We start from the raw sequence: 22,423 nt of genomic DNA, 5'->3' as shown, positions 1-22,423 counted from the left end.
TAAATGATGATCAGGCTGTGTGTGATACCGATATTGTTCTAAATGTCGATGAACTGGAAGATGCAATCTTAAATTACGGATTTACCATATACAGCTTATCGAGAGATGAATTTGTGCAGAAAGGAGAAGTGAAGAGAATAACAGCCTTTGGAAATGTCTATGTTGAAGGCTACATCCGTGCAGTTTAGAAAAAGACCCACGGAGCATAAGCAGATAATTGTGGTGAGGCCGTTTATCCGACAAGTCTACAGCGACTTAATCTGATCTATTACCTCAATGCCGAGGCAGTTTTTAACACTGAGAAGTTTTGCTGGAAATGTGCCCTGCAGTGCGAGAATTACCATGGTGTTTGGTTCCATATTTTCGACGATTTGTTCTGCCTGTATCAGATATTTATATTTTACGCATTGGAAGAGTCCTCTTAAAATATCTATATCAGCTGATATTGATGATTTGACTTCAACGGCAATAAGCTCTGTTTTGTTTATAAAAACAACGTCTATGCAGTCTGCTGAAAGGAGCCTGTATTCAGTCCGGCCCGGAGGGACATCCAATCCAAGAAGATTTGGATTTTGGGCTACAGCGTTCTTGAAATTTTTGTGGTGTTCACTTTCCCCGCCGCCAAAGCCAGCGCTTCTGGCTTTCTCCATGAGCTGCTGCAGGACACTATTTACTTCGTCGAGTTCAAATGCTGCAAGCACCTTATTCCAATCGGGAAATTATAAATTTTTCTAAGCTGGATATCGAGAACTTCTGTTTTCTTTGTTCTGCTTAATTTTTTAAATTCCTTCTGATCCATAAACCATTCTATACCTTCCCGGGCAGGCCGGTTGCTTTATTAATGACCAGACATTGGATAGGAGGTATGTCAAGTTCGATTTTTTTCCAAGGGAGATTAAAGCATTTCCAATTGCTCCCAGGGGATAGTTCAAATTTCTAGGATTTGGAATCCAATTTCACTGGCGAGATCAGAATAATATATAGGTTTTCCTGCTCTCTCCTGTCTTACTAAATAAGGAAGTGCCGTCCTTGCCCTTTTCAGAAATAATTTATCTCCTGAGATCAAATCGGCATAACTGGTATAAAAGGTTTCATTTTTTGCCATTTGCTATTGTTTTATCACACCAAGCAGTGAAAATCAATTCCCAATTTTTAAAAGTTCCTTTTGAAAGTGATCTGTAAGCTGCTGGTCGATATCATGGATAAATTTGCTCATCGGACGTTTATGAATGCCTTCATTCTGGCTGTAGGTTCCCAATTCTATACGTTCATCTATTGAGGTTTTATGAAATAGATTTGGAAAGGATTGCGTTAATTTACCTTTATAGGTATCAGAATATTTCAGTTTACGGATTATGAGCTCTTCAATCAGGTCAATCTGATTGTTGTATATGCCTTTGATATCAAACCTCTTTGCCAAACTTTCCATACCGATATAGGTGGTTTTATCAATGAAATCTATTTTCATTGCTTTTTGATTTAAAAGGAAGGCTGTAAGTGATTTTTCCAAGATTTTAAAGGTAAACTTATCATCCCAGTCATTTGGGTCTGATGATAAAAAATCGATTCCCAGATCACGTTCCCCTTTTATGGAATTGCAGGGAGAGCAGATTGGGAAAAGATTAAAAAGCGAGATGCTGAGGGCAGGATATTTAGCTTTAGGAAGATAGTGGTCAAACTGAAATTTTGCCTTGTATCTATCCTGAACCGCAACAGTTCCTTTTGCCGGTCTGTTTTCAGGAACTGCGTTTAGCGCATACTGGGCATTGCATACATAACATGTCTTTAAACCAAGTCTGGAATACACTTTTCGCAGCGATGCTTTTCCATTGTTTTCATAATCAAGGGCTTTCAAAATCTTTTCACGGAAGCTTATTTTTTCTGCATTATTCCGGCATGGTATGCAGTTGCCGCAGCCATTGCCAGCAGTGCAGTCCTCAAAGTCAAAACTGATGCCGCAGGAATCAAATTTTTGCTTGAATTCCTTGAGTTTAACGTTATCGGCACCAATGATTTTTTTGAGTTTTTTTTCGGTGTTTATCAAATCTGTGAAATTTTGAAACTTTGGATTTAACTTTTCAAGTGCCTGTATTTTTTTAACTATCTTTTGAATTTTAAAAAAACTGATGTATTTGTATTTTACGGTCTTAAACTTCGAAAAATCAAGTGGTCCCATTGTTTTTTAAATTTTTATTGATGAATTCTCTTTCTTTGTCAACTTCTTCCAATCTTCTCTCCCAATCTATATAATCTTTGAATTTTTTATCCAGGAGGGATTTTAGTGAATTCCTAATAACCGCCTCTCCAATTAAATTTATTTTATCAAGATACGCGTTGTATTTTTTTTTGCTCAGCTGCGCAGTCTGGGTCTTTTCAATTTTTCTGATCAGTTTGGTAATATAGCTTTTTGCAAATTCTCCCATGAAGCCCTTGAGGAAAAAATCGTTCGCCAACAGGTCATGTATGTTTGCTCCAAATGTCGGGTCGAAATTCCTCAGAGAGGGAAAACCATCTTCAAGCCGCAGAATATTTTCATTAGGTATGTCCGATAAGATAAAAGGGGAATGAGTAAGGAACATAATATTGAAACTTTTTAAATCTCCCAAGGAATCAATTTTTTTGATTTCCCTGCGAAGATCTTTAATTAAATTTTTCTGATATTCCGGATGATAATAGAGTTCTATTTCGTCCAGTACTATATTGATATAATTGTAATTTCTAATTTTAGTCCCCTCAATGGGTTTTATAGTTTTTAAGTTGTTGATATGATAGGTTACAGTGTTGATATTAAAGATATACTGCTGTTCACCCGAGCTTAAATCGGAGAGCTTGATTCGAGAGCCGTCTTTTTTTTCGAACTCAATATCAATATCAAAAATAGCTGGGAATAGGTGGTTTATAAGTTCATGAGTCCCTTTGGCTTCAAGCGCAAATTTATTTACAGAAAATTCGATCCATCTGGTGAGCTCTTCTTCATTTATTCTTATATCGTCAAAGAGATTCCAGCTGTTAATAAATTCCAATTCTGAGCCAAGCTGTTCGATGCTTACCAGAAAATTATAAGTCTGGTTAAACTTTCTGGCAACATGTGAGTCGGATGATAGAAGAAATTCTTTGGTTTTTGCAAGCTTCCATTCTCGATTCTTCTCAATCTGTTCAGAAAAGGGCGTCTGCTCTAAATTTTGAGGTTCATAAAAATGATCAATATAGATTGAAGCTATTTTTTGGAATTTTTTAATCAGATATACGATGCACAGATCGCCTATGCCGTTATGCCCGATATTAAAGTCCATGCTTTCAGGCAGTCTGGATAGGAATTCCAGAAATTTTTCCTTGTCAGAATAAGTAACATTCAGCTCCTTTAGGTTGTAAGTGCGTTTATCTTTTAGCCGTAAAATAAATCTCTTGAACCCATATTTATTGAGTATAACAGCCTTAGAGCCTCTGCGATACTGGTCTATGATGTTGTATACCAGTCGGTCTGTGGATAGTGCCAATTCCGAGTTTACGTTTATAATCCCTTCTTCCCTGTATGGATTGATTACATTTGGAGTCTGATAGCCGTCATTTTTGTGAAATAATTTGAATATCCATGCTCCCAAATTTTTTGAATTCATCGAGTGGAGTGAATAATTGAGAAGTATGGTATAGAAAAAGGTCTGATCATCGAATTGAAGACCATTTTTATCTTTTTTAATTTCATGTGTTTCCCCGTCAATCTGGTAGATTAATTGAAAACGTAATTTTTTTTCCAGTTTTTTATCAAACTTTTTTTCATTACTATAATCGGCTATTATTTTTTTGAGTTTAACCGCAAAAGATCTCGTAAGTTCCTTATAGAAAATAGAAGCCTTGCTTGAATTTTTCTGCTGTCTGATTCCATAATTTTTGGCACCTTCTACCGAATACCATTGTAAAGCAGTGAGGAAGTCAAGCTTTTTGCCCAGATCGGCAGTTTCCAAAAAAATCCAGTTGTACCTAAATTCTAGATTCATAATTAATTTTTCTGCTGCCGCTAACAGCTGCAGATCATTTAAGGAAGCGGTATCTGTCATATCAACGGCCGGTTCGGTATCGATAATCTGAAATTCTTTAATTTTCGAATAGTATTCTTTTACAAAATGAAATAAAAAACGCAGCTGATCTATCAACTGTACGCTTGTCGGTTTCATTGTCTCGAATTGATTGCATGCCAGATAATACAGTATAAGATTGTAAAAGTCGATGAGGCTGCTTTTACCGCTGCCATTCTGTCCCACTACGGCACTTATGTTTATGCTGAGACCTTTCGTGGAATAGATGTCCCCCGCATTGTTCTGCGGAGGGAGTACATTGATGAGATCTGTCTGGAGATTTTCGTTGCCTTCTAATATTTCATCGCCATTCTGGTCGACAAATTGATAATTCTGGTAAAACTTATAGATTACCTGATTTTTGAGGTTTTTTCTAAATTTTCTAGAGGTTCCTTTTAAGGGACGAAGAGCCAGAAGGCGGAATCCTTGCATATTTTTTTTAGTTGTATTTATAAATGAAATTTATTCATCAGTATCAAAGATGATCTTATCCCGATATTGAACGCAAAGGAAGATCTTACATCCTTTTCCTGCATTCGCTGCGGAAGTAAAATTGGAAATTATTGGTGTCAATACTGAGACGGAGGCATCTAAGGGAATTGGACCGGAGACTTAATGTTGGTTTTACAGTTTCTTTTAATGGCATATTGAGGGTCTCTATTTGGTTCAGCATCCCAGGAATGTATAATTTAACCTGATTTTTACAGCATTTTCAGCGAATATAGGATTATTTTTATAATTAAAAAGCAGGCTTTACCTAATTTTTTAGTAAAGGATGAGAGCTGTATTAAAAATTAGATACTATTGTAAAATTTAGCTGCACATCTATTGCATTTTCTGCCGGGGCAGATTAATTTCATGTTCCTAGGGATAAGGGGCACGGTGTGTCATGCTTACATCTTCGCGCAGCTGCTGGTGGACTCTGAACTGCCTTTCGGAATCACTGGAATATCTCGGATCTGCGATAAACGGCGTCTTAGCCATCTTAATAAGGGTAATGGTTGGAAAATGATAATCCACTTCCACAGTTCCAAGAAGTAAAAAAGTTTCGAATCTAAAGCCGGTAGGCCTTGATTTTGCTGGGTTTTTAGTTTACAAAAATATAAAGTGCCACGATTCTGCCACAAAACTCAGATTAATGATTTTTATGACATTTTGATGTAGTAATGTTTCGAACTTAAACTTTTAACTTGTTCTTTTTCTGTTTTTTATCTTTTTTAATTCTACATGCACCGATTCTGCACCCATAAACTTAGGGGTAGAGAACAAATGGAAAAACTATTTATCATATAAAATTAAAGTTTTATATTTAAAAATCAGGTAGTTATACTTGTTGTCGATGCTTTTTTGTTTGATACATTTACAGAGCTTTTCCACAACAAAAGACTATTAATTACTGCTAACTTAAGTCCCGATGAAAAAAAATATACATTTCTCCCTTGTTTTGATTTTTTTAAATTTTTCGCATTTGTGGTCTGCTGCCACGTACCATCTTGCTGTCGGACTTGAGTATTTAAATACGATGGCCTATCAAGCAAAATACAATGTCAGTTTTAGTGATTATGCCACAAGTGGTGTGGCAAAAGATTTGGAAAGAATGAAAAGGATTGCACTGCGAAACGGCCACATTTTTGAAAAGATTACCAATGAAGATGCCACGGTTGAAAATATTAAAAAGAAGATTTCAGAAATAGGTGGCATCATAAAGGAAGGAGATACTTTTGTCTTTTATTTCTCAGGGCATGGCGCTGAGCTTCCAGACCAGAATGGGGATGAAGAGTCAAAATTTGATCAAGTGCTTGCTGCTTATGATGATTATTTAGTGGATGACGAAGTTTATAAGCTTCTTAACAGGTATTTCCAAAAGACAAAAAACATAATGATTGTTGACGCATGCCATTCTTCAAGTTCCTATAAGATCAATAAATCTTTTCTTGATTTTAAGATTGATAAAAATAAGCGGCTTAGATTCCAAAATGAAATTATAGCTGACAGGCAGCTAGAGAAGCAAAATAGCTTAATATGTGATTTTGGTAATATTGAGGATATTAATGAAGACTTTAATTTAATCTATATTGGCGCGGCGGAGGATTCGGCTGAGGCAAGCGGGGGAAGCAATGGCGGTCTGCTGACAATCAATCTTGAGAGCATTATTATAAATGCCATGGCGGTGGGAAATTGGAACAGTTATACGTATCCAAGGCTGGCATGTGAGCTTCGCACGCGAATTTCGCTAATGCAGAATGTCCAGTATCATGAAATTGGAAAATCAGTAAATAAATATGCTAATACTATACCATTTAAAACTCTTTAGATATGAAACTACCTTTACCCTTACTAATTTCCTGTTTATTTTTTTGCGAAATAAATGCTCAAGAATATATGAAAGTTAAAGATACAAGCAAGATTAATGGGGAACAGGCTTATATTCTGCCCAAGGCCGCACTTGTGGTGGAAGTGCAGTGCATAGCCACAACTTTTTCTAAAGGCACTCTTTTTGACGACCAAAACTATACAGATTTGGAAATTGCGCAATATGCTATAAGATATGGAGTTGACAAGATAATATATAAAGGTATTAAAAAAGGAGACAGCACTTCTTATAAAATAATTGATGATTCCATAAAAATAAGCATGAAAAGTGTGCCTGATTATTCTAAAATATTTTATGTGAATCCTAATAAAAGGTGGTATAAAGATCAAAGGGTCTCTTTTACCTATAGCACTGACGGTATTTTGTCAGAAGGAGAATCCAGCGCAGAGAATAAGTCTTTTGATCTGGTGGTTAAAGGGCTTTCCGGCGTTGCATCAATTGCCGGGAGTTTTTTTATGGGGAAAAGCATTTTGTCTAAATCAGATCCTGTAGTCTATAAAATCCCCGCTCTAGAGGAGGCCTTGGCAAAGTTTGATTTATTAGGCACTCAGAGCAATTATGAGATTTATAAAGATTTGAAAAACAGATATCAAAAGGCCTATGATGAAGTTTTTGCCAGGTATTTTTATAAAGAAAAGAAGGAAGTGAAAATAATGAAATTTTTGTATGTTCCATCAAGTGTAAAACCTGAAACTATAAAAGATTCTCTTAGGACTGCCCTTTTTGCTTTTGATAAGGGAAAAATAACCTTAAATAAAGAATTAAAAAATGAAATTCTTGCAAAAGATGGACAGTTTGGCGATATGGGACAGTTTGGCTACTTCCTAGTTTTTGAAAGAAACCGAGAGCAGCAATTAAATTATTTTACAGAGAGAGGAGAGGATGAATTGGGATTCGCTTATAACATACCATTAAATGTCCAACTCAAGTTAGTGAAAATAGAGGAAAAGAAAGCGTCAAAAGAAAATAAAAAGACAGAAGAAAACAAAAAAATAGTAGATAAAGAAAAGACGGAAGCTAAAGAAAAAACAGCTGTTCTTTATTATGAGCAAGTTAAAATTCCACAGTATGGAGCAGTGGGATATTCTAAGGCAAAAAATAAAAAGCTATCATTTCAGCTTGACCCGCTTACAGGCGAACTTAAAAGATTAACAATTGAAGGCAAGGCAGTGAGTGCTGATCAGGTCGGTTCCATTGCTCCAGTCGCTGTTGATGCAGTGAAATTAGCAAAAGGCGATAGTGCTGCAACAAAATTGGAGAATGAAGTTAAAGAGCTGGAAAATATGAAGAAGAAAAGAGATTTGATTAAAGAGCTTGAAGTACAATAAAATTGGCAAAGTCCGTTATAACCTCGAGCCCGGCGGCCGTCAGGCTGGCGGGCTTCCGAGACATAAGTTAGCACCATAAAAAAGCCGATGCAGTCATCGGCATTATTTTTTGTCTTTTCTTTTTTTCATGCGCTCCCTAATTTGATAAAGGTTCTCTGAAAGGAGCTGCAGTATCTGTTTATGGTGCTCGGAGAGTTTGTTTTTCATTCCCCTGCATTGCAGGATTTTCATTCTAGAGAGTGAGATTTCGATGGTTTCGACGGATTTGTCCTCGACCTTTGCCGAGAGTATCAGCGAATCCTTTCTTTCATAATACTCGTTGGTAAATGCGCAATGCACCAAGTCGTCGCCCTCTCGCATAAAATCCTTTACTTCTTCAATAACTGAAATGCTCAGTTCTCCTTTTTGGAAAGACAGTCCGAAAAAGCACCTTTTATCGTTTGCATACTTTTTCTGAGCCTTTTCGATTTCAAGGCGCAGGTCCTGCAATTTTTTCTTTCTGAGCAGTTCCCTTTTTTTGCGCACCAATCAGTCGTGAGAATCGTGCAGGTTTTCAGGACAGGCGCAAAGCGGAATTGCGGGATCTTTTTTGAAATACCGCAAGAGCTGCAGATAATCCTCCCAAATGGAAACATCGGAAATCTTATACTTATGTCTGATGACCGTTTTGACCGTCTGCCAGTTTCGGCGGATATCCTGACCTGAAACGCGGAGATAATACTGCAAGAGGCTGAGCTGACGCGCTTTTAAAAGGGTTTCGGTAATGGGGTCGGATAAAAGCGATGAAAACAGCAGGTGGGGCGTTATATCATATACAGAAGCCTTAAAGCCGTTGCGTCTTAAAATAGGCAGTACTTTCATCTGCGGATAGACTTTGTAGGGATTGATAAAGAACTTGGCATTGCGGCTGAAATCCTTGGGTTTGATTTCAAGCGGGAAATAGAATTTCCAGGCATCAGGGGCAGATGAAAACACATTGTTGCTGCGCGAGAGCGTGCGCACTTCGCCATTGGTGGCAATCCAATGCTGCATGACCTCATGATGAAAATAGGTCGGGGCGAAATTCTTTTTCATGTGCTTGTAGGCTATGAACATGCGCACCACCTGAAACCCTGCGCAGTTCTGAACCACGGCAAAGTATTCGGTTTCCTTGAAATGCACCTGATTATAGGGCATCATCTTCAGCCTGCCCCCGCAGGCAGGACAGGCGGTATACTTTGCGCAGGTGCTTGGACAGGAGGTTTTCCACACGTGGGTGCACTGCAAGCAGTAGAATTTGGAGCGTGAGAGCACGCCCCATTTCAGGAAGATATTTTTCTCCGCCCAAGTGGAGACTTCGGGTTTTATCGGAGGAAGGGAAGCGCTGAGCGCAATCAATTGCTTTTCTATGCGGGTTTTGGGTATCGTAGGCCAAAGAGTGTCAGGGCTGTCTGTGCCGCAGGTTTTACATCTTTCTTTACAGGGAGAACAGGTTCTGTCCTGATAGGCACAGCGGGGATTTCAGGCTGCGAGAAAAGGTCGGCAGGGGCAGGTTCCTGTACTACGGCTTTATAGGGCATAGGGGCAGGCGTGCCGATGGAATTATCGGTGTAGTATTTTACAGCCATGTCAAAGATTTCCTGATTGTCAAAGGCACACAAGCCCGTTTTTTTGACCTCACCGCCTATGTAATCCAAACAGCTTTCGAGGTTCTTGGATGCTTTGGCATAGTTTGGCGCAAAGGCGGCATCGCCCTGCGCCAAAGTGCTCAGATAGTTCTCTATGGCGTTTTTAAAATTTTCAGAAGCTTTCATAAGAAAATATTTAAGGTTGAAAATTTTTACTCAAAGAGTCTTGAATAGAGGTCATAACAGTATTCCTCAAAGCAGAGCCAGCATACAAACGTGTAGTGGGGGACTTTAAAACGGTTCTCAATCGGTTCGCCGATAGCTTCTTCCAATTCGGTTCTGATATTTTCGAGGTCATCAATATGCTCGACGTAGAAATCGCAGCAGTCGGCATTGTAGATAAATTCTGAAATCATACCGCTGACGCAGCCACCCTGCTGCAGGTCAAGGAAGAAAGATTTCAGCTGCGCACTGCGTTTACCGTCGTAAGAAGTGATGCTGCGCAGGATAATCTGATTAAAGACATCACTGACACGGAACTCGTTATAATTGGATTTTTGTAAGGCTTTCATAATATTGTATTTAGGCGTGTATAAAAATTATAGGTTTGAAAGGTTTAGAAAGGCAGGTCGTCGGGATCATCCGCTACGTTTTCCTGTTTATCTGCAGCAACAGCTTTTGTATTATCCGCCCGTGCAAATACCAGTATCTTAATATCGGAAGTGTGAAAGGTCAATGCCCCGTGTGCCTGCGCATCATTTCCGATATAGACATTCAGTCCGATGCGCCCAAAGAGCTGCACGAGCGTTCCTTTACGGAGCCACTGCGCCAGTCCTGCGCTGAGCCAGTAGGAACAGTCGATATAGGTTACAATCTTTTTGGTTTCGGTACTTCCTTTGGGTTTATAGCTGTCGTTGACTGCTATGGAGAAGTTTACCACCTCACGGTTTTCCTTTACTTTAAAAACTGAGGCATCTTTTACAATTCGTCCTGTGATTTCCATGACATAAAATTTTTAGTGAATACTTGTTTGAAGTCTTCTTTTCCCATAGTCCCCAAATGAAATTTTTCAAAAGAAAAAACGGGAAAAAAGAAAGCAAAAAATGAGTATCCGGTTTAGGAGCCGGAGTGCTATAAGTCCCGAAGGGCAGCGCAGCTGTTATGCGCATGCAGGTGAGGGCGGATACTACTTTGGCTGCCCTTTTAACCCGTTTTGAATGGAAAAGCCAGTCTAGAGACCTTTATAATCTTCGTTGGGAATAGAAGGAAGTATTCTATTGGAAGCCTACAGGGGAAAGTTTTTAGTTAGAGGTTATTTTGTAAGGAAAAATCACTATTTTGGACATTTCTGCCAGGTGGCGTTTTAGTTGCCGCCTTTGCAGGGAATTGAAAATTATCACAGAAGCAAAAGCAGAATATTAATCTATAAAAAACAATCAGAGTGGATGAAATTGTTTTGAGCAGGAAAGTAAAGCATGATATTTTTGAAACCCTCTCATCAAGGGAAGATTTTATGGGGGTATATACTGATTTTGACGGTATTATAACCTTTCTGAATAAAATCTGGCCACTGCAGGAAATGCCTTCGCAGGATGAAAGGTATATCAACGCAATGGAGGATGCCAAACAGCATCTGATCAACAATGAGGATTGGAGTCTGGAATACACATTCCTCAATCGGTTCGGGCTGGTGGATGGGGATAACAGCTACTACAATAAATTTCTGGAAACTGTTGTAAGCCCTGATGTGAGGCCGTCCAAAGAGGGGATTCAACTTTACGCGCATCTGATTAATAAGCATGTGGAAAAATCAGGGAGCCGAATGGCAATAGTGGACTATTTTGAAGAAATGCCGCTCTATAAGCTAAGGCCGCTGATGAGCGCAGGGGATCTGCCGCTTCAGATAGCGAAAAACAGCATTCCTTTTTTTAAAGGACCGGACAAGATAGATGAGTATCCGTGTTTTGTCCTGTATTATGATAATTGGAATGACTACAGCATACGCACCCTTATGGGGCTGCGGTACCTGCCTGCGTCTAATGCCAGAAGCCAGGACCTTTCTATTAAGATCATGAAGCGCGATTGTGAGAAAACCTGGGATGAGCTGGAAGATAAATTTGTATCGCTGGGAGATGAATTCTGCTCCTGCGGCACCAGCGAGGAGTATTATCTTGATTTAAAGGAATTATTCCCAAGCTCCTATCAGAGCGTGCTTTTAGCCATAAGGGATGTTGGGCTTTTTCCTAGGATAGCCGAACAGTTTGAGAATGATTATATATTCAGGACTTCACTAACTCGCGACAATTCCAATGAAAAGATGCTGCGGACCATCCGATTCCAGCTTAATGATATCGATTATTCGCAAGCCTTTAAGTTTAATTTCAACTACCGTCCGCCTTATGCCGGCAATGATTTGCGCCTTAATTTTGATTTTCAGTCAGAAGGTATCCTGCAGCATAGGGTCTTTGGACTCATTGGAAAAAACGGAACAGGAAAAACGCAGATTCTCAATGCGATTGTGAGAAGCCTTTCCTCGGATTCACCCCAGAGATAACGCCCAGAAAGCCTATTTATGGAAAAGTGTTTACCATATCGTACAGTTTTTTTGATAAATTCAGCGGGCCTCCCTCAAATGCCTCGTTCAATTATGTGTACTGCGGGCTCAAAAAGGCAGGTGGTGGGTGGCTTTCAGAGGAAGAGCTGGTTGACCGTTTTTATACTTCCACTGAAAAGATAACCATTAAGAAGGAAATAGAGAACTGGAAGATATTACTGGAGACCTTCATTCCAAAAGAAACGGTTTCAGTCATGTTTAGCAGAGGATTCATGGGACATGAATTTTTGCCTGAGCAGTTTCCGCAAGTTTATTCCAGAGTAAGTTCTGGGCAGAATATACTGCTGTTTATTGTCACTGAAATAATTGCGCAGATACGCTATAATTCGCTGATCCTATATGACGAGCCAGAAACGCATCTGCATCCCAATGCTATCAGCGAGCTGATGAATATGATATTTGAACTTGTCCAGAGGTATGATTCCTTCTGCATCCTTGCCACGCATTCGCCGATTATTATTCAGGAACTCCAGTCAAGGAACATTTATGTCATTGAAAGGGATGGGAGTTATGCAGGCACCAGACGGCTGGAAAAAGAGCCTTTTGGTGAGAATCTGACAGTGATAACAGATGAGATTTTTGGCAATAGAGAAGTGCCGCGGCATTATTTAAAGCTGCTTCGCAGTTTAGTTACTGCGGGGCATTCCTTTGAGCAGATAGTATCTTTGATAGAACATGATGATGTTCCTTTAAGCCTGAGTGCGAGATTATTTATTAAATCATTATTAGCAGACCGCAATGAAAAATTTTAGAGAGTTTGATGGGGATTCTAAGGAAGTCTACAGGAATGCCGTTGAAAGAAAAGAAGATGCGCTGCTTCGAGCACGGCTTACAGGCATTGCCGCAACGCTAGGAGGCCAGTATGATGTATATGACTATAATTTTAACAGGGGCAGCCTCTCAATGCTTCATGGCAATCCTCTATTCGTTCATCACGGACCGGATATCAGGAGCCTTTACGGATATGATACGCTTGTTTTGAGGGAGTTAAGAAACAGAATCCAGAGAAATATTCCTGCATCGGTGCGCTATACCTGCCAGTACTGCACTGTTACGCCGGTGGAGTCCTTTGACCATTACCTTCCCAAGGAGGAATTTCCCGAATATTCGGTTCATACCAATAATCTTGTTCCCTGCTGCAAGACCTGTAACGGCTATAAATCTTATGTATGGCGCAATAATGCCGGTGAGCGGCTTTTTCTGAATTTCTACAGAGACATACTGCCGGCTGAACGCTTTTTATTTGCCGATGTCATCGATGACGGGCAGGGGGATATTGATTTTAGATATTATCTTGCCAATCCTTCGGGTATACCTTTGAGTACTTTCAATCTAATACAATCGCATTTTACAAGGCTCAGGCTTGAAGAGCGCATGAGAATGAAGGCAGTGGGCATTATTTCCGAACTGGAAAATTCCCTTCTGGTCTCCACCTTAAGCACTGCTGAAAGTACAGCTGAAGTGCTGGCATCAGCTCAGCGTAATTTTGCCTCATACGGGACTAATTACTGGAGGTCGATAGCCGAAATCGCATTGGTTCAGAGCCCTCTTTTTCTGGAAAGGCTGGAGGTTTAGCGATGAAATGCTGCAATTCGGCCGTACTGTCTGTAACCTTATAAACTTTATAAAGCTTCAGTAATCATTAGATTCTGTTATGGCCAGATTTGGAGAAGTACCATGAATTATCGAAATTTTGGAATGCGAAAAGCATTGGAAAAATCGGATTGTAGATAGGTTTCCACCTTTCCAGTTCTGGGTTAAAGCATCTTTTAAACTGCTCTAATGAGGCATTCTGCAGCAAAATCTTAAGCGCTAGCTTTAAAACTATATGTAATACGGTCTTATTCTGATAGAATCAAAACCTATAGGGATTCATCTTTTTCTGTCACTGGGTTAAGTTTGCTTAAAACTTACTGCATTGGAAACAAAGCGCATCAACCTTAAACGGATAGAAAGGTTGGTTCAAGAAAACCATCAGCGAAAAGAAGAGCTCCGTGATAAAAGGAGCAATAGGCTGCTTTACGGGCTTCTTTTTTTTCTGGCTTTATTTCTGCTTTTCTATTGAAATGAATCCATTATAATTGATTTTCAAATAGAAGGGATTAAAATTTCATCCGGTGGCGTGGCAGATTGATTTAATGTTTAGTATGTAGGTCTTTTTTTTGATTTTTATGCATAGCTATTAATATTTCCCAAAGAGACAATCAAAGTTAATAGCCATTTTATAATCTGTGGTTAAAAAACTATATATTTGAAAATAAATATGATGACATTTACCATACATATTGACTCAAGTTTAAATTGCCTTTTGTATTGACATACACATTATAATAAAACATTGGAATGACGGAAAAAGCAAATCAATTCACGGGACCAAAACAATATTTAGAAAAAAGCTTTCTAGAGGAACTGAATTATAAAATTTGGTCTACAAAAGCATCCAGATTTAACGCTGATAAACGTTTAAAAACGAAAGCAAAAATTTCAAATATAAGCTTAGCTTTTCTATCGGCGTATTTAATTATTGCAAGTTTAATTTCTGTCTACAATATTAATACTGGGAATAATGAAAATATCATAAACTATATAATAACTGCATTATCGATTTTATTATTGGTGGTAAGTCAGTTTGAAAATGCACAGGAATATACGTTGAACGCTCGAATATTTCACGATTGTGGACTTGAATTATCTACGTTATATAACGATTTAAGAATGTTTAAAACCCTAAAGCATAGTCCTTCTGAATATGAAATGTATACTTTCGCTAAAAATTTATCTGAAAAATATCAGACAGTATTGAGGAATTATCAAAATCATTCACCTATCGATTATGATATGTTTCAAATTAGTAATATAAATTATTTTGAAAAGGTTGCACCAGAAAAAGTAACGCCAAAAAATATAAAAAAAGTAAAACAGAGATACTTATGGGAGATTTATGGCTGGTATTCAATTATGATTGTTTTACCACCAATATTGATTTTAGGAATTATATTACTAGCTAATTCCATAAACTAATGTGTACTAACAAAATTTTGCAAAACTGGCTTTTAGTTTAAAGAAAGGTTGGTTTTTACATTTGGAGAATTTGTGTTTACTCAAAAAATAGCGCAATTATTTTCGAGTTTCAGCAAGTATCAAAATCTTAATAACAACTGAAAAATAAAAAAAGTATACAGTTTCGAACCTAAACCCCGATAGCTTTGATTTTGCTGAGTTTTTGGTTTTGTAAAACTGCAAGTGCCACGATTTTGCCATAAAACTTGAAGTAGTGGCTTTAGATCGTCACCAGCAAAATTGGCATATAGAAACCATTTTTTAGTTTTTATTAAAAAAACTTGTAAATACAGAGAATACACTATTTGATAGCACCCCCATCAATTTAAAGTCCACATTAAGTTGTCTTGAAAGCTCAATTATTACTTCTTTTGGCATACCATACAGTACCCTGCTCAAAACCGTTCCAGCGTAACTGTTTTTTTTGTCAATTGGAATTGAAGGAATCGTGTAGAGTTCTTTTAGAAATTTACTAACTGTAATTACAATCTTTGGATCTTCATGTGTAGTATAAGTCAGGTTTTCTAGACAAAGGGAGTATCGGTTTTCTGCTCCGCTTAAGTATCGATAAAATTCATCCTTTAAAGTGTCCAGGGTTATATTTATCCCTATATAATTTGAGTCCAGGAGAAACCTGTAAAATTCGGTGCCACATTTCTCAGGATAAAATTCTGTCAGATACTTTTCGGGATTAGTAAGTGTTCCTACATATCTTTCAATGCGGGTGTGCATGAATAAGGTAGTATCGCTGCTTATAATCCTATAATTTTTACGCTGTGCAATGTAGATATAATCCAGCAGGACTTTCATTACCCCTGTAAACCTGTCATCTTCTTTAAGCTTTGGGAGTACATCCAGTTTTTCGGAAACAAGGTCAATGGTGCAGTTTGTATCTATCCAGGTAAGTAGAGAATTTAAGAACTTGATTCTCTTCTCACTGAAATTTTCCGGAGTTTCAAACTTTCTAACAAACTCAGGAGTAATTTGTAAAGTCATAGAAGATGAAGGCGAGTTCTTAAGCTGGTATATTTCTTTTTCTATATCATCCTTTAGATAGAATGAGACCGCAAAATTATGCCTGTATTTGAAATCCAGTTCTTGTTCTGCCGCGTATAAAAGCATAAGTGAACTGAAATCAAGTGCGTATATAACTTTATCATCTTTTATATCCAGCGGTTTTGATAGGGCAGAAGGTACTGTTGTAAATTTTCCACTCTGACCAGATGTAAGATGGATGTAAGCATCAATGTATCTGCCACCGAAAACTGCGCGGGAAATTTCAGTAAAGCCAATACGGTAGTTGTAATAATCATCCAGCGCTTTTTCTTCTATTTTGGCATTCTTTGTTCCTTCTTCGCCAAATTCTGATTTCAGAAAATCCACGAGATCCCTTGGATTAGCTGGTATTTCAATTGATTCGAAACCTAATTCGTTTAATGGATTTGACGCTTCCTCCTGAATTTCCCGGAACAGTTTCAAGCCGTCATTTAAGATTTCGAGAATTTTAATTCTGTAGATCTTATTGGAGATTCCACCGGATGCAGTAAATTCTTCTCCAGGTTTTCTGCCTATAAACTTACTCTGCATCCCCGAATCGCTATCGATTTTCTGTGTCATTTTCTTATCACCGATAAGGTATGTGACCCAGTTGCCAATTTTGACTTCATTAAACGAGGTGAGAAAACCGTCCTGTTTTATAAATGCACTGCTGCCCAGGTAATTTCTTCTGGCAAATGTATTCTGAGGATTTGATGCAAGATTGTACAAGATACTGAACCCCTTTTGAGGATCTGCTTCTGTTCTAAGTAAAATCACAGCTAATGTAACACCTAAATTCTCATTTTCTATTTCCCATGTAATTTTTTCTGCAACTTCTTTAATTCTGATGATATTGCCGCTTCTTTCAAGTCTTGCAACATATTCGAGTATGTAATACTCGTTGTCAGGAAAACATTCATATAGATAACCGTCGATATCTTCAAGTTCTTTAAGGTCATTTATTTCAGTATATAAGTTGTGCTCATACTGCAGCAGAATTTGATCGGGACTTTTTGCCGTCTGCCTCCAGTACTTCAGAAGTTCCATAAGTTCCTTATACCGACCTGTTTCCTGATCATTTCTATCTCGCAGCTGGTCATAAAGAAGAATGATATAAAATCTTAAATGTGCGCTTAGTACATTTTTTTTAACAAACGAATCAAGATATGCTATAGCTTCATTTCTCTTTCCAACAGCATTAAGATTTTCAGCATAAAGGGCTTTCCATTGCTCATCAAAATCTGTATAATCTTTTAACTTCTGCAGATCTTCGTAAATTTTTAATGTGTCTTTTTTCTTTAAATACCGCGTCGAAATTGTACTTATCAAAAGCGTTTTTAAATACTCATTTTTATAATTTTTTACCTTAATTTTTTCCAGTTGGGTCTCTAGGGTAAGCTCGTCTTCAATATTTTGGAGGATATTGGAAAAAGAACTGATAATATTAAGTCCGGCTTTCTCCTCGATATTGTCTATTGTATCAAGATAACTGTTGAAAAGATCAATTATCTCTGAAACCCGGCCAGTTACTTTAAAAAGTGCCGCCTTAAAAAGATAGAATTCGCTGTTCAGGTCCTTTCCGGCTTCTTCATAGTCATCAAGGCATTCTAATGCTTTTTCATACTCTTTATTGTGGTTTAATACCTGACAATAACAGAAACTGTAAGTCCATAATTTTTCAGTGATTTTTGGAAAGACTTTTTTCAGCAATTTTAAGTTCTCTTTGTCATTTGTCAGCAGGTATCGGAAATAAGCAAAGAAGAAATGCTCGTGAAGAATCGAATCTTTCAGCTCGGTATCGTCCAATTTATTTACATATTTCTCAAGTAAAGCAGTCGATTCTAAAATCAGCTTATTGTCAGGATCTTTAAAATTTTCTCCACTGACATATCGCACAAGCTGTTCGCTAAAAACCTTTGTGACGGCGAGATCTGCCGCCAGCCTCCAAGCGTCCAGAGAACTGAAGGTTACTTCTTTGTATCTGCCAAAGTCAATATTAAGCTTTAAGCCGTACTGCTGAAGTTCAGTAAGATGATAAAGTTTATTGGTCAGAACAATATGCTGGATCAATGCCAGGTGAAAATTATATTCCTCCCGGACGATTTTTGGAATTATTGGCAGAACTGCTGTTAGTTCGTCGGCAGTTACGGCCTTCACGTACCAAGCAGCATTATTAAACTCCTCAGTTTTTAAAATTTCATCGGCTATTTCAATAGCTTTTTGCTTCTGATCGATATTCAGGTATTCTACACATGCGCGGTCGCGGACAGCCGTATGGCTGTCGTTTAAGGTGTGTGATTTTACAAAATCCATTGCTACATTTTCATTTGTAAATTCTGGCAGTTCCCTTTTGCAGACCCCTTTCAAATAACTGATTTTGCTTAAAATCTTGTTTTTAGCAGGATGGCTATGCTCCTTAACGCGGTTTTCAAGCTTTTCAAGGAGATCCAATGCGGTTTTAATTTTAAACTGATTAGCCAGGTCTTCGATATCCCGCAGCTGCTCTTGGAATTCAAACAAAAGGCTGGATAAGCCCTGAAAAATGTTTTTTACTTCTATATCTCCAATATGTACATTCCCTCTAGCTGTAATCTCACCTTTATTTATGTTTTTATTTTCCATAAATATCTCCAATCTGAATATTTCCTCCTCCGCTGTTTATGGTTCCGGTATTGACATTTTTACTGTTTGAAATATTTGAAGTCACATTTAGAACTTTATTATAGATTTCCTGCAGGTATTTCTCTGAATCAGGATTATCTTCAAGTTCCCGTTCAATTATCGCTTTAACTACATTCAGCCTTGCCGCGCTTTCAGGTTTTTCCTGTAGTTCTTTAAGTTCGCCATTGGCTTTGGTTCCTTTTTTAAAAAGGTTTTTAACCCACTCAACTGCATTTTTTGACACCTCTTCCACCGATGTGTCAAAAGCTTTTTCAAGACCTTTTTCAGCTAAATGTTTTCCTAATGATGCTATTGCTGCAATAGTTATTGGCTCCATGTTTCTTTTAATTAAGGGTTTAATGGTTTGTTCGTTAAAAATATGAAATTTCCTGTAATAAAGATAATCTCCTAAATAATCTCCGTCTAATTGTTTCAACAAAGCTTACGTCGCCTTTTACTAAAATGCAAAAGTTAGTATATTTGAATTAATTAACTAACCCATTACAAAGACCAACATGGCAGATTACGACTTAACGGTATTTTCTCCAGATGAATTTGAGGAATTCAGCAGAGATCTTCTTCAGGAAAAATTCCAAATTTTTATAGAATCTTTTAAAACAGGCAAGGACGGCGGAATTGATTTAAGGTTTGGCGGCGATAAATCCAAAAAAGTGATTGTCCAGGCCAAACGGTATAAGAATTTTTCCAGTTTGATGACCAATCTTAAAAAAGAAGTTTCAAAAGTTCACAAGTTGAATCCTTCAAGATATATAATTAGCACCACTGCCGGCTTATCTCCTGCCAATAAAGAGGCCGTAAAAAATCTATTTGCTCCGTACATACTTTCCAGTGAAGACATTTTGGGAAGTGATGATCTTTTAAACCTGCTTTCATTAAGCAGAAAAGTGGAGGAGAAGTATTTTAAATTATGGATTACAAGCACCACAATTCTAAACAAGGTTCTGCACAGTAAAATATACAACCAGTCCCGGTTTGAGCTTGATGAAATCAAAAGACAGGCAAGGATCTATGTACAGAATCCAAGTTTCTTCAAAGCGGGAAAGATATTGGACCAGCACCGGTATATAATCATTTCAGGGATTCCGGGAATCGGAAAAACGACACTCTCGCGAATGCTGACTCTCTCGCTGCTTTCGAAGGGATATGAAGAATTCATCTATCTGAGCGATAACATAGACGATGGGTATACGTATTTCAAAGAAGACCGCAAGCAGATATTCCTTTTTGATGATTTTCTTGGAAGAAATTTCTTTGATGCAGTTACGCTCCAGAAAAATGACGATAAGATTGTCAAATTTATAAATACGGTTAAAAATTCGCCTGATAAGGTTCTCATCCTGGCAACCCGCGAATATATCCTCAATCAGGCCAAAGAAGTTTATGAAGCCTTTAAGATTCACGATATAGAGATTGCAAAATGCACGCTCGATTTATCCAGCTATACCAAAGTCAGTAAGGCCAAAATTTTATACAACCACCTGTTTCATGGAGAAATTCCTAATGCACATCTTGAAAATCTTCTGCAGGGTAAGAGCTATCAGAAATTGATCAACCATCAGAATTACAGTCCGAGAATCATTGAAACTTTTATCGCACAGAAAATATGGAACAGCTGTGCCGCTGAAGATTTCTATAAGTCCCTAAAAGGATTATTTGATTTTCCTGACAGTGTGTGGCTGCATAGTTTTGAGAATTCACTTGACAGATTCTCCCAATATGTCCTTTTGGTTCTTGCGACACTTGGCACTCCAGTATTGCTAAGCGATCTTGAAAAGGCAGTAAAGGAATTTTTCAAAAATAACGGGCAGAAACTTTTGACCTATTATGACCCGATAAGATTCTTAAAGTCGATAAGGGAGCTGGAAAATACCTTCATACGAACTGATAGGGACGATAAGGGCGTTATTGCGGTGGAGTACCAAAATCCGTCCATATATGATTTTTTGATCAATTATCTTACGGATAAAGATTTTATAATTGAAGATCTTATCGGCTCATTCAAATTCACCGATCAGTTTCATACCATTTTTTCAGGCACGGCATTTGCGGGACGCATCACACTGAAGGAAGATTTGGTTGAGGCATTGGCCGATAGGCTTGAGCATCTTGAAAGTTCACTGGCCACCTGCAAGATGCACAAATACACCACGAGAGATGAATTTACCTTTACAAGGCGCAAGGCTGCCAGCTATATGTTCCTGAATTACTTATACAGCAATTTTTCAGCAAATCAAAAGATTGAAAACTTTGTTTACAGGCAGTTCGGAAATAGGATTGTCTATGAAATTGAATCCGATTCGCTGGATTACGTGGAGCTGATGGAACAGCTTGATCTCAATAGGTTCACTTTTGATCATGAAAAGGTGATTGATGCATTTTTCTGCTATAGTGAAAATTTGGATGACATAGAAGTTTTTACCCGTTTTCAAGAGATTTTGCCGGAAGCGTATAATGAATTTGTTGTTGACGGACATTTTATCGGTATTGCACAGGAAGCGATTTACAGTGGTCTTGAGCATATCGGCCCGGAGGAAATTTATGAATTTAGAAATCGGCTAGATAATATCATGGCGACCTTTCCTTATCTGGATACTGAACGGCACTATGAAGAACTGACTAGAAGGGAGTCGGAATATGAGGATTACATAGACCATCAGATTGAAATGGCTCAGGAGGACCGATACTTCAACAGACATGATGACAGCCGCTCGGAAGACAATATTATCAGTGATATTTTTGGCAGTCTGAAAGACAGTTAAGAGTTATTCACTGCTTGAGAAAGACTAATTCAGGCGAAGCCTGCTTCCCGTTTAGGCAGTAGACCTTGTACGCCACAATTGGACTTCTACGGTTACTGCATCTCGCCGTTGTCAGTAAAAGAATGATAGGGATTAGGAGTTATTATCAGATGATCCATTACCTGAATATCAAGCAATTTTCCAGCCTGAATAACTCTGGAAGTTATCTGTCTGTCTGCAACAGGGGAGACTGTTGTCCCTGAAGGATGGTTGTGACACAGAATGATTCCTACTGTGGCTTTCAGTGCCGCAGCGAAAAGAACTCTAATGTCCACAACTTTTGAGGAGATTCCTCCCGAGTTTACTTCATATATGCCGAGGGCTTCGTTGGACTGGCTCAAAGGCAGCACTTTGAACTGTTCTATGAACTCAATAGTGTTTTTATACCACTGCTGCAATGCCAGATTATATGCAGATTTGGATGATGTAACAGATGTTCCATCACAATCTGATTTTAATTAAGAATTAGGTATATTTACCTGAAAAAAGGCAATTTATTGGTCATATCTTTGAAGAAAAAATATAATGTTTTCGAATCTATATGTTTGTAGACTGATTAGTAGTAAGTACTTTTTCTGCCTTGAAAAATGTAAGATAGTTGGAAGTTTTTAGATGACGACTCTATTTCTGCTGAATTTATTTAATATACGGAAAACCGTAAAACTACATTAAGTTTTATTAATAAATTTGATTACTACAAGCTTTAGTTTTAAGATCCAGATTCTATTTTTATTCGAAAAGTTTTGTGCTAAAGATTTTAGGTTTATTTAATTGGGGTGTCAATTAAACAAAAAAAATCTAAAACAAATCATGAAAAAAAATATCATTTATTATTAATATATTAGCAAA

General features: G+C 37.9%; 19 protein-coding genes and 2 pseudogenes. 8 read left to right on the top strand and 13 right to left on the bottom strand.

The genetic code is table 11. The features are described 5' to 3' along the window. Window positions 1-17: 17 nt before the first annotated feature. Window positions 18-188, top strand: coding sequence for a hypothetical protein (locus ABD859_RS14950; protein WP_281234863.1), 171 nt, complete (start codon window positions 18-20; stop codon window positions 186-188). A 57-nt stretch (window positions 189-245) separates the two neighbouring features. On the opposite strand, the gene ABD859_RS14945 is transcribed toward ABD859_RS14950, so the two are convergent. The 5 genes and pseudogenes from ABD859_RS14945 to ABD859_RS14925 form a co-directional block, all read right to left on the bottom strand. Further along, a complete protein-coding gene (locus tag ABD859_RS14945) occupies window positions 246-701 on the bottom strand; it encodes a hypothetical protein (protein WP_281234862.1) in 456 nt (151 codons plus the stop codon). A gap of 227 nt (window positions 702-928) precedes the next feature. Next, entirely contained in the window at window positions 929-1,105 is a 177-nt protein-coding gene (locus ABD859_RS14940) for a hypothetical protein (RefSeq protein WP_281234861.1), read from the bottom strand. Window positions 1,106-1,138: 33 nt separating this feature from the next. After that, window positions 1,139-2,044, bottom strand: a complete 906-nt coding sequence (locus ABD859_RS14935; protein WP_281234860.1) for a hypothetical protein — start codon at window positions 2,042-2,044, stop codon at window positions 1,139-1,141. A 118-nt stretch (window positions 2,045-2,162) separates the two neighbouring features. Further along, complete coding sequence (locus ABD859_RS14930; RefSeq protein ID WP_281234859.1) at window positions 2,163-4,505, bottom strand: hypothetical protein; 2,343 nt, start codon at window positions 4,503-4,505, stop codon at window positions 2,163-2,165. Between the two features lie 432 nt (window positions 4,506-4,937). After that, window positions 4,938-5,117, bottom strand: a pseudogene (locus tag ABD859_RS14925) (hypothetical protein); the annotation flags it as partial. 370 nt (window positions 5,118-5,487) lie between these two features. On the opposite strand from ABD859_RS14925, the gene ABD859_RS14920 reads away from it, so the two are divergent. Together ABD859_RS14920 and ABD859_RS14915 are read left to right on the top strand one after the other, a co-directional pair. Beyond that, complete coding sequence (locus ABD859_RS14920) at window positions 5,488-6,387, top strand: caspase family protein (protein WP_281234858.1); 900 nt, start codon at window positions 5,488-5,490, stop codon at window positions 6,385-6,387. Between the two features lie 2 nt (window positions 6,388-6,389). Further along, complete coding sequence (locus ABD859_RS14915) at window positions 6,390-7,775, top strand: hypothetical protein (protein ID WP_345145396.1); 1,386 nt, start codon at window positions 6,390-6,392, stop codon at window positions 7,773-7,775. A 102-nt stretch (window positions 7,776-7,877) separates the two neighbouring features. Here ABD859_RS14915 and ABD859_RS14910 read toward each other — a convergent pair whose 3' ends face one another. The 5 genes from ABD859_RS14910 to ABD859_RS14890 are packed head-to-tail and all read right to left on the bottom strand — an operon-like array spanning window position 7,878 to window position 10,385. Then, on the bottom strand, window positions 7,878-8,264 hold the full coding sequence (locus tag ABD859_RS14910; protein WP_486320590.1) for a PcfJ domain-containing protein: 387 nt from the start codon (window positions 8,262-8,264) through the stop codon (window positions 7,878-7,880). A gap of 39 nt (window positions 8,265-8,303) precedes the next feature. Beyond that, complete coding sequence (locus tag ABD859_RS14905; RefSeq protein ID WP_281234856.1) at window positions 8,304-9,152, bottom strand: hypothetical protein; 849 nt, start codon at window positions 9,150-9,152, stop codon at window positions 8,304-8,306. Window positions 9,153-9,160: 8 nt separating this feature from the next. Next, window positions 9,161-9,568, bottom strand: coding sequence for a PcfK-like family protein (locus tag ABD859_RS14900; RefSeq protein ID WP_281234855.1), 408 nt, complete (start codon window positions 9,566-9,568; stop codon window positions 9,161-9,163). A 26-nt stretch (window positions 9,569-9,594) separates the two neighbouring features. After that, on the bottom strand, window positions 9,595-9,954 hold the full coding sequence (locus tag ABD859_RS14895; protein ID WP_281234854.1) for a DUF7222 domain-containing protein: 360 nt from the start codon (window positions 9,952-9,954) through the stop codon (window positions 9,595-9,597). A 44-nt stretch (window positions 9,955-9,998) separates the two neighbouring features. Beyond that, window positions 9,999-10,385: a single-stranded DNA-binding protein gene (locus ABD859_RS14890; RefSeq protein WP_281234853.1), complete on the bottom strand. Its 387-nt coding sequence runs from the start codon at window positions 10,383-10,385 to the stop codon at window positions 9,999-10,001. A 438-nt stretch (window positions 10,386-10,823) separates the two neighbouring features. Here ABD859_RS14890 and ABD859_RS14885 point away from each other — a divergent pair, with 438 nt between their 5' ends. From ABD859_RS14885 to ABD859_RS14870, 4 genes are all read left to right on the top strand, one after another. Further along, window positions 10,824-11,936 (top strand): AbiJ-related protein, encoded by a 1,113-nt coding sequence (locus ABD859_RS14885; protein ID WP_281234852.1) that lies wholly within the window; start codon window positions 10,824-10,826, stop codon window positions 11,934-11,936. Window positions 11,937-11,962: 26 nt separating this feature from the next. Further along, on the top strand, window positions 11,963-12,748 hold the full coding sequence (locus ABD859_RS14880) for an AAA family ATPase (protein ID WP_281234851.1): 786 nt from the start codon (window positions 11,963-11,965) through the stop codon (window positions 12,746-12,748). After that, complete coding sequence (locus tag ABD859_RS14875) at window positions 12,735-13,571, top strand: HNH endonuclease (protein WP_281234850.1); 837 nt, start codon at window positions 12,735-12,737, stop codon at window positions 13,569-13,571. Before ABD859_RS14880 ends, ABD859_RS14875 begins: the two co-directional genes overlap by 14 nt. A gap of 768 nt (window positions 13,572-14,339) precedes the next feature. Next, window positions 14,340-15,017, top strand: a complete 678-nt coding sequence (locus ABD859_RS14870; protein WP_281234849.1) for an SLATT domain-containing protein — start codon at window positions 14,340-14,342, stop codon at window positions 15,015-15,017. 300 nt (window positions 15,018-15,317) lie between these two features. Here the strand turns inward: ABD859_RS14870 and ABD859_RS14865 are convergent, their stop codons facing one another. Together ABD859_RS14865 and ABD859_RS14860 are read right to left on the bottom strand one after the other, a co-directional pair. Next, window positions 15,318-18,716, bottom strand: a complete 3,399-nt coding sequence (locus ABD859_RS14865; RefSeq protein ID WP_345145395.1) for a tetratricopeptide repeat protein — start codon at window positions 18,714-18,716, stop codon at window positions 15,318-15,320. Next, window positions 18,706-19,194 (bottom strand): hypothetical protein, encoded by a 489-nt coding sequence (locus ABD859_RS14860; protein ID WP_345145394.1) that lies wholly within the window; start codon window positions 19,192-19,194, stop codon window positions 18,706-18,708. The genes ABD859_RS14865 and ABD859_RS14860 overlap by 11 nt, the downstream gene beginning before the upstream one ends. A 76-nt stretch (window positions 19,195-19,270) precedes the next feature. Here ABD859_RS14860 and ABD859_RS14855 point away from each other — a divergent pair, with 76 nt between their 5' ends. Continuing rightward, window positions 19,271-21,535, top strand: a complete 2,265-nt coding sequence (locus tag ABD859_RS14855; RefSeq protein WP_345145393.1) for an nSTAND3 domain-containing NTPase — start codon at window positions 19,271-19,273, stop codon at window positions 21,533-21,535. A gap of 92 nt (window positions 21,536-21,627) precedes the next feature. On the opposite strand, the pseudogene ABD859_RS14850 reads toward ABD859_RS14855, so the two are convergent. Further along, window positions 21,628-21,990, bottom strand: a pseudogene (locus tag ABD859_RS14850) (JAB domain-containing protein); the annotation flags it as partial. Between the last annotated feature and the right edge of the window lie 433 nt (window positions 21,991-22,423).

It is taken from the genome of Flavobacterium ginsengiterrae, assembly GCF_039539785.1.
Classification (GTDB): Bacteria; Bacteroidota; Bacteroidia; order Flavobacteriales; family Flavobacteriaceae; genus Flavobacterium; species Flavobacterium ginsengiterrae.
The sequence above is the reverse complement of the archived record's forward strand: the minus strand, read 5'-3'. Positions and strand labels throughout refer to the sequence as shown.

Coding starts and splice junctions, on each gene's coding strand:
- ABD859_RS14940 (WP_281234861.1), bottom strand. CDS start 1,105: ATGGCAAAAAATGAAACCTTTTATACCAGTTATGCCGATTTGATCTCA.
- ABD859_RS14930 (WP_281234859.1), bottom strand. CDS start 4,505: ATGCAAGGATTCCGCCTTCTGGCTCTTCGTCCCTTAAAAGGAACCTCT.
- ABD859_RS14920 (WP_281234858.1), top strand. CDS start 5,488: ATGAAAAAAAATATACATTTCTCCCTTGTTTTGATTTTTTTAAATTTT.
- ABD859_RS14915 (WP_345145396.1), top strand. CDS start 6,390: ATGAAACTACCTTTACCCTTACTAATTTCCTGTTTATTTTTTTGCGAA.
- ABD859_RS14900 (WP_281234855.1), bottom strand. CDS start 9,568: ATGAAAGCTTCTGAAAATTTTAAAAACGCCATAGAGAACTATCTGAGC.
- ABD859_RS14895 (WP_281234854.1), bottom strand. CDS start 9,954: ATGAAAGCCTTACAAAAATCCAATTATAACGAGTTCCGTGTCAGTGAT.
- ABD859_RS14890 (WP_281234853.1), bottom strand. CDS start 10,385: ATGGAAATCACAGGACGAATTGTAAAAGATGCCTCAGTTTTTAAAGTA.
- ABD859_RS14875 (WP_281234850.1), top strand. CDS start 12,735: ATGAAAAATTTTAGAGAGTTTGATGGGGATTCTAAGGAAGTCTACAGG.
- ABD859_RS14870 (WP_281234849.1), top strand. CDS start 14,340: ATGACGGAAAAAGCAAATCAATTCACGGGACCAAAACAATATTTAGAA.
- ABD859_RS14865 (WP_345145395.1), bottom strand. CDS start 18,716: ATGGAAAATAAAAACATAAATAAAGGTGAGATTACAGCTAGAGGGAAT.
- ABD859_RS14855 (WP_345145393.1), top strand. CDS start 19,271: ATGGCAGATTACGACTTAACGGTATTTTCTCCAGATGAATTTGAGGAA.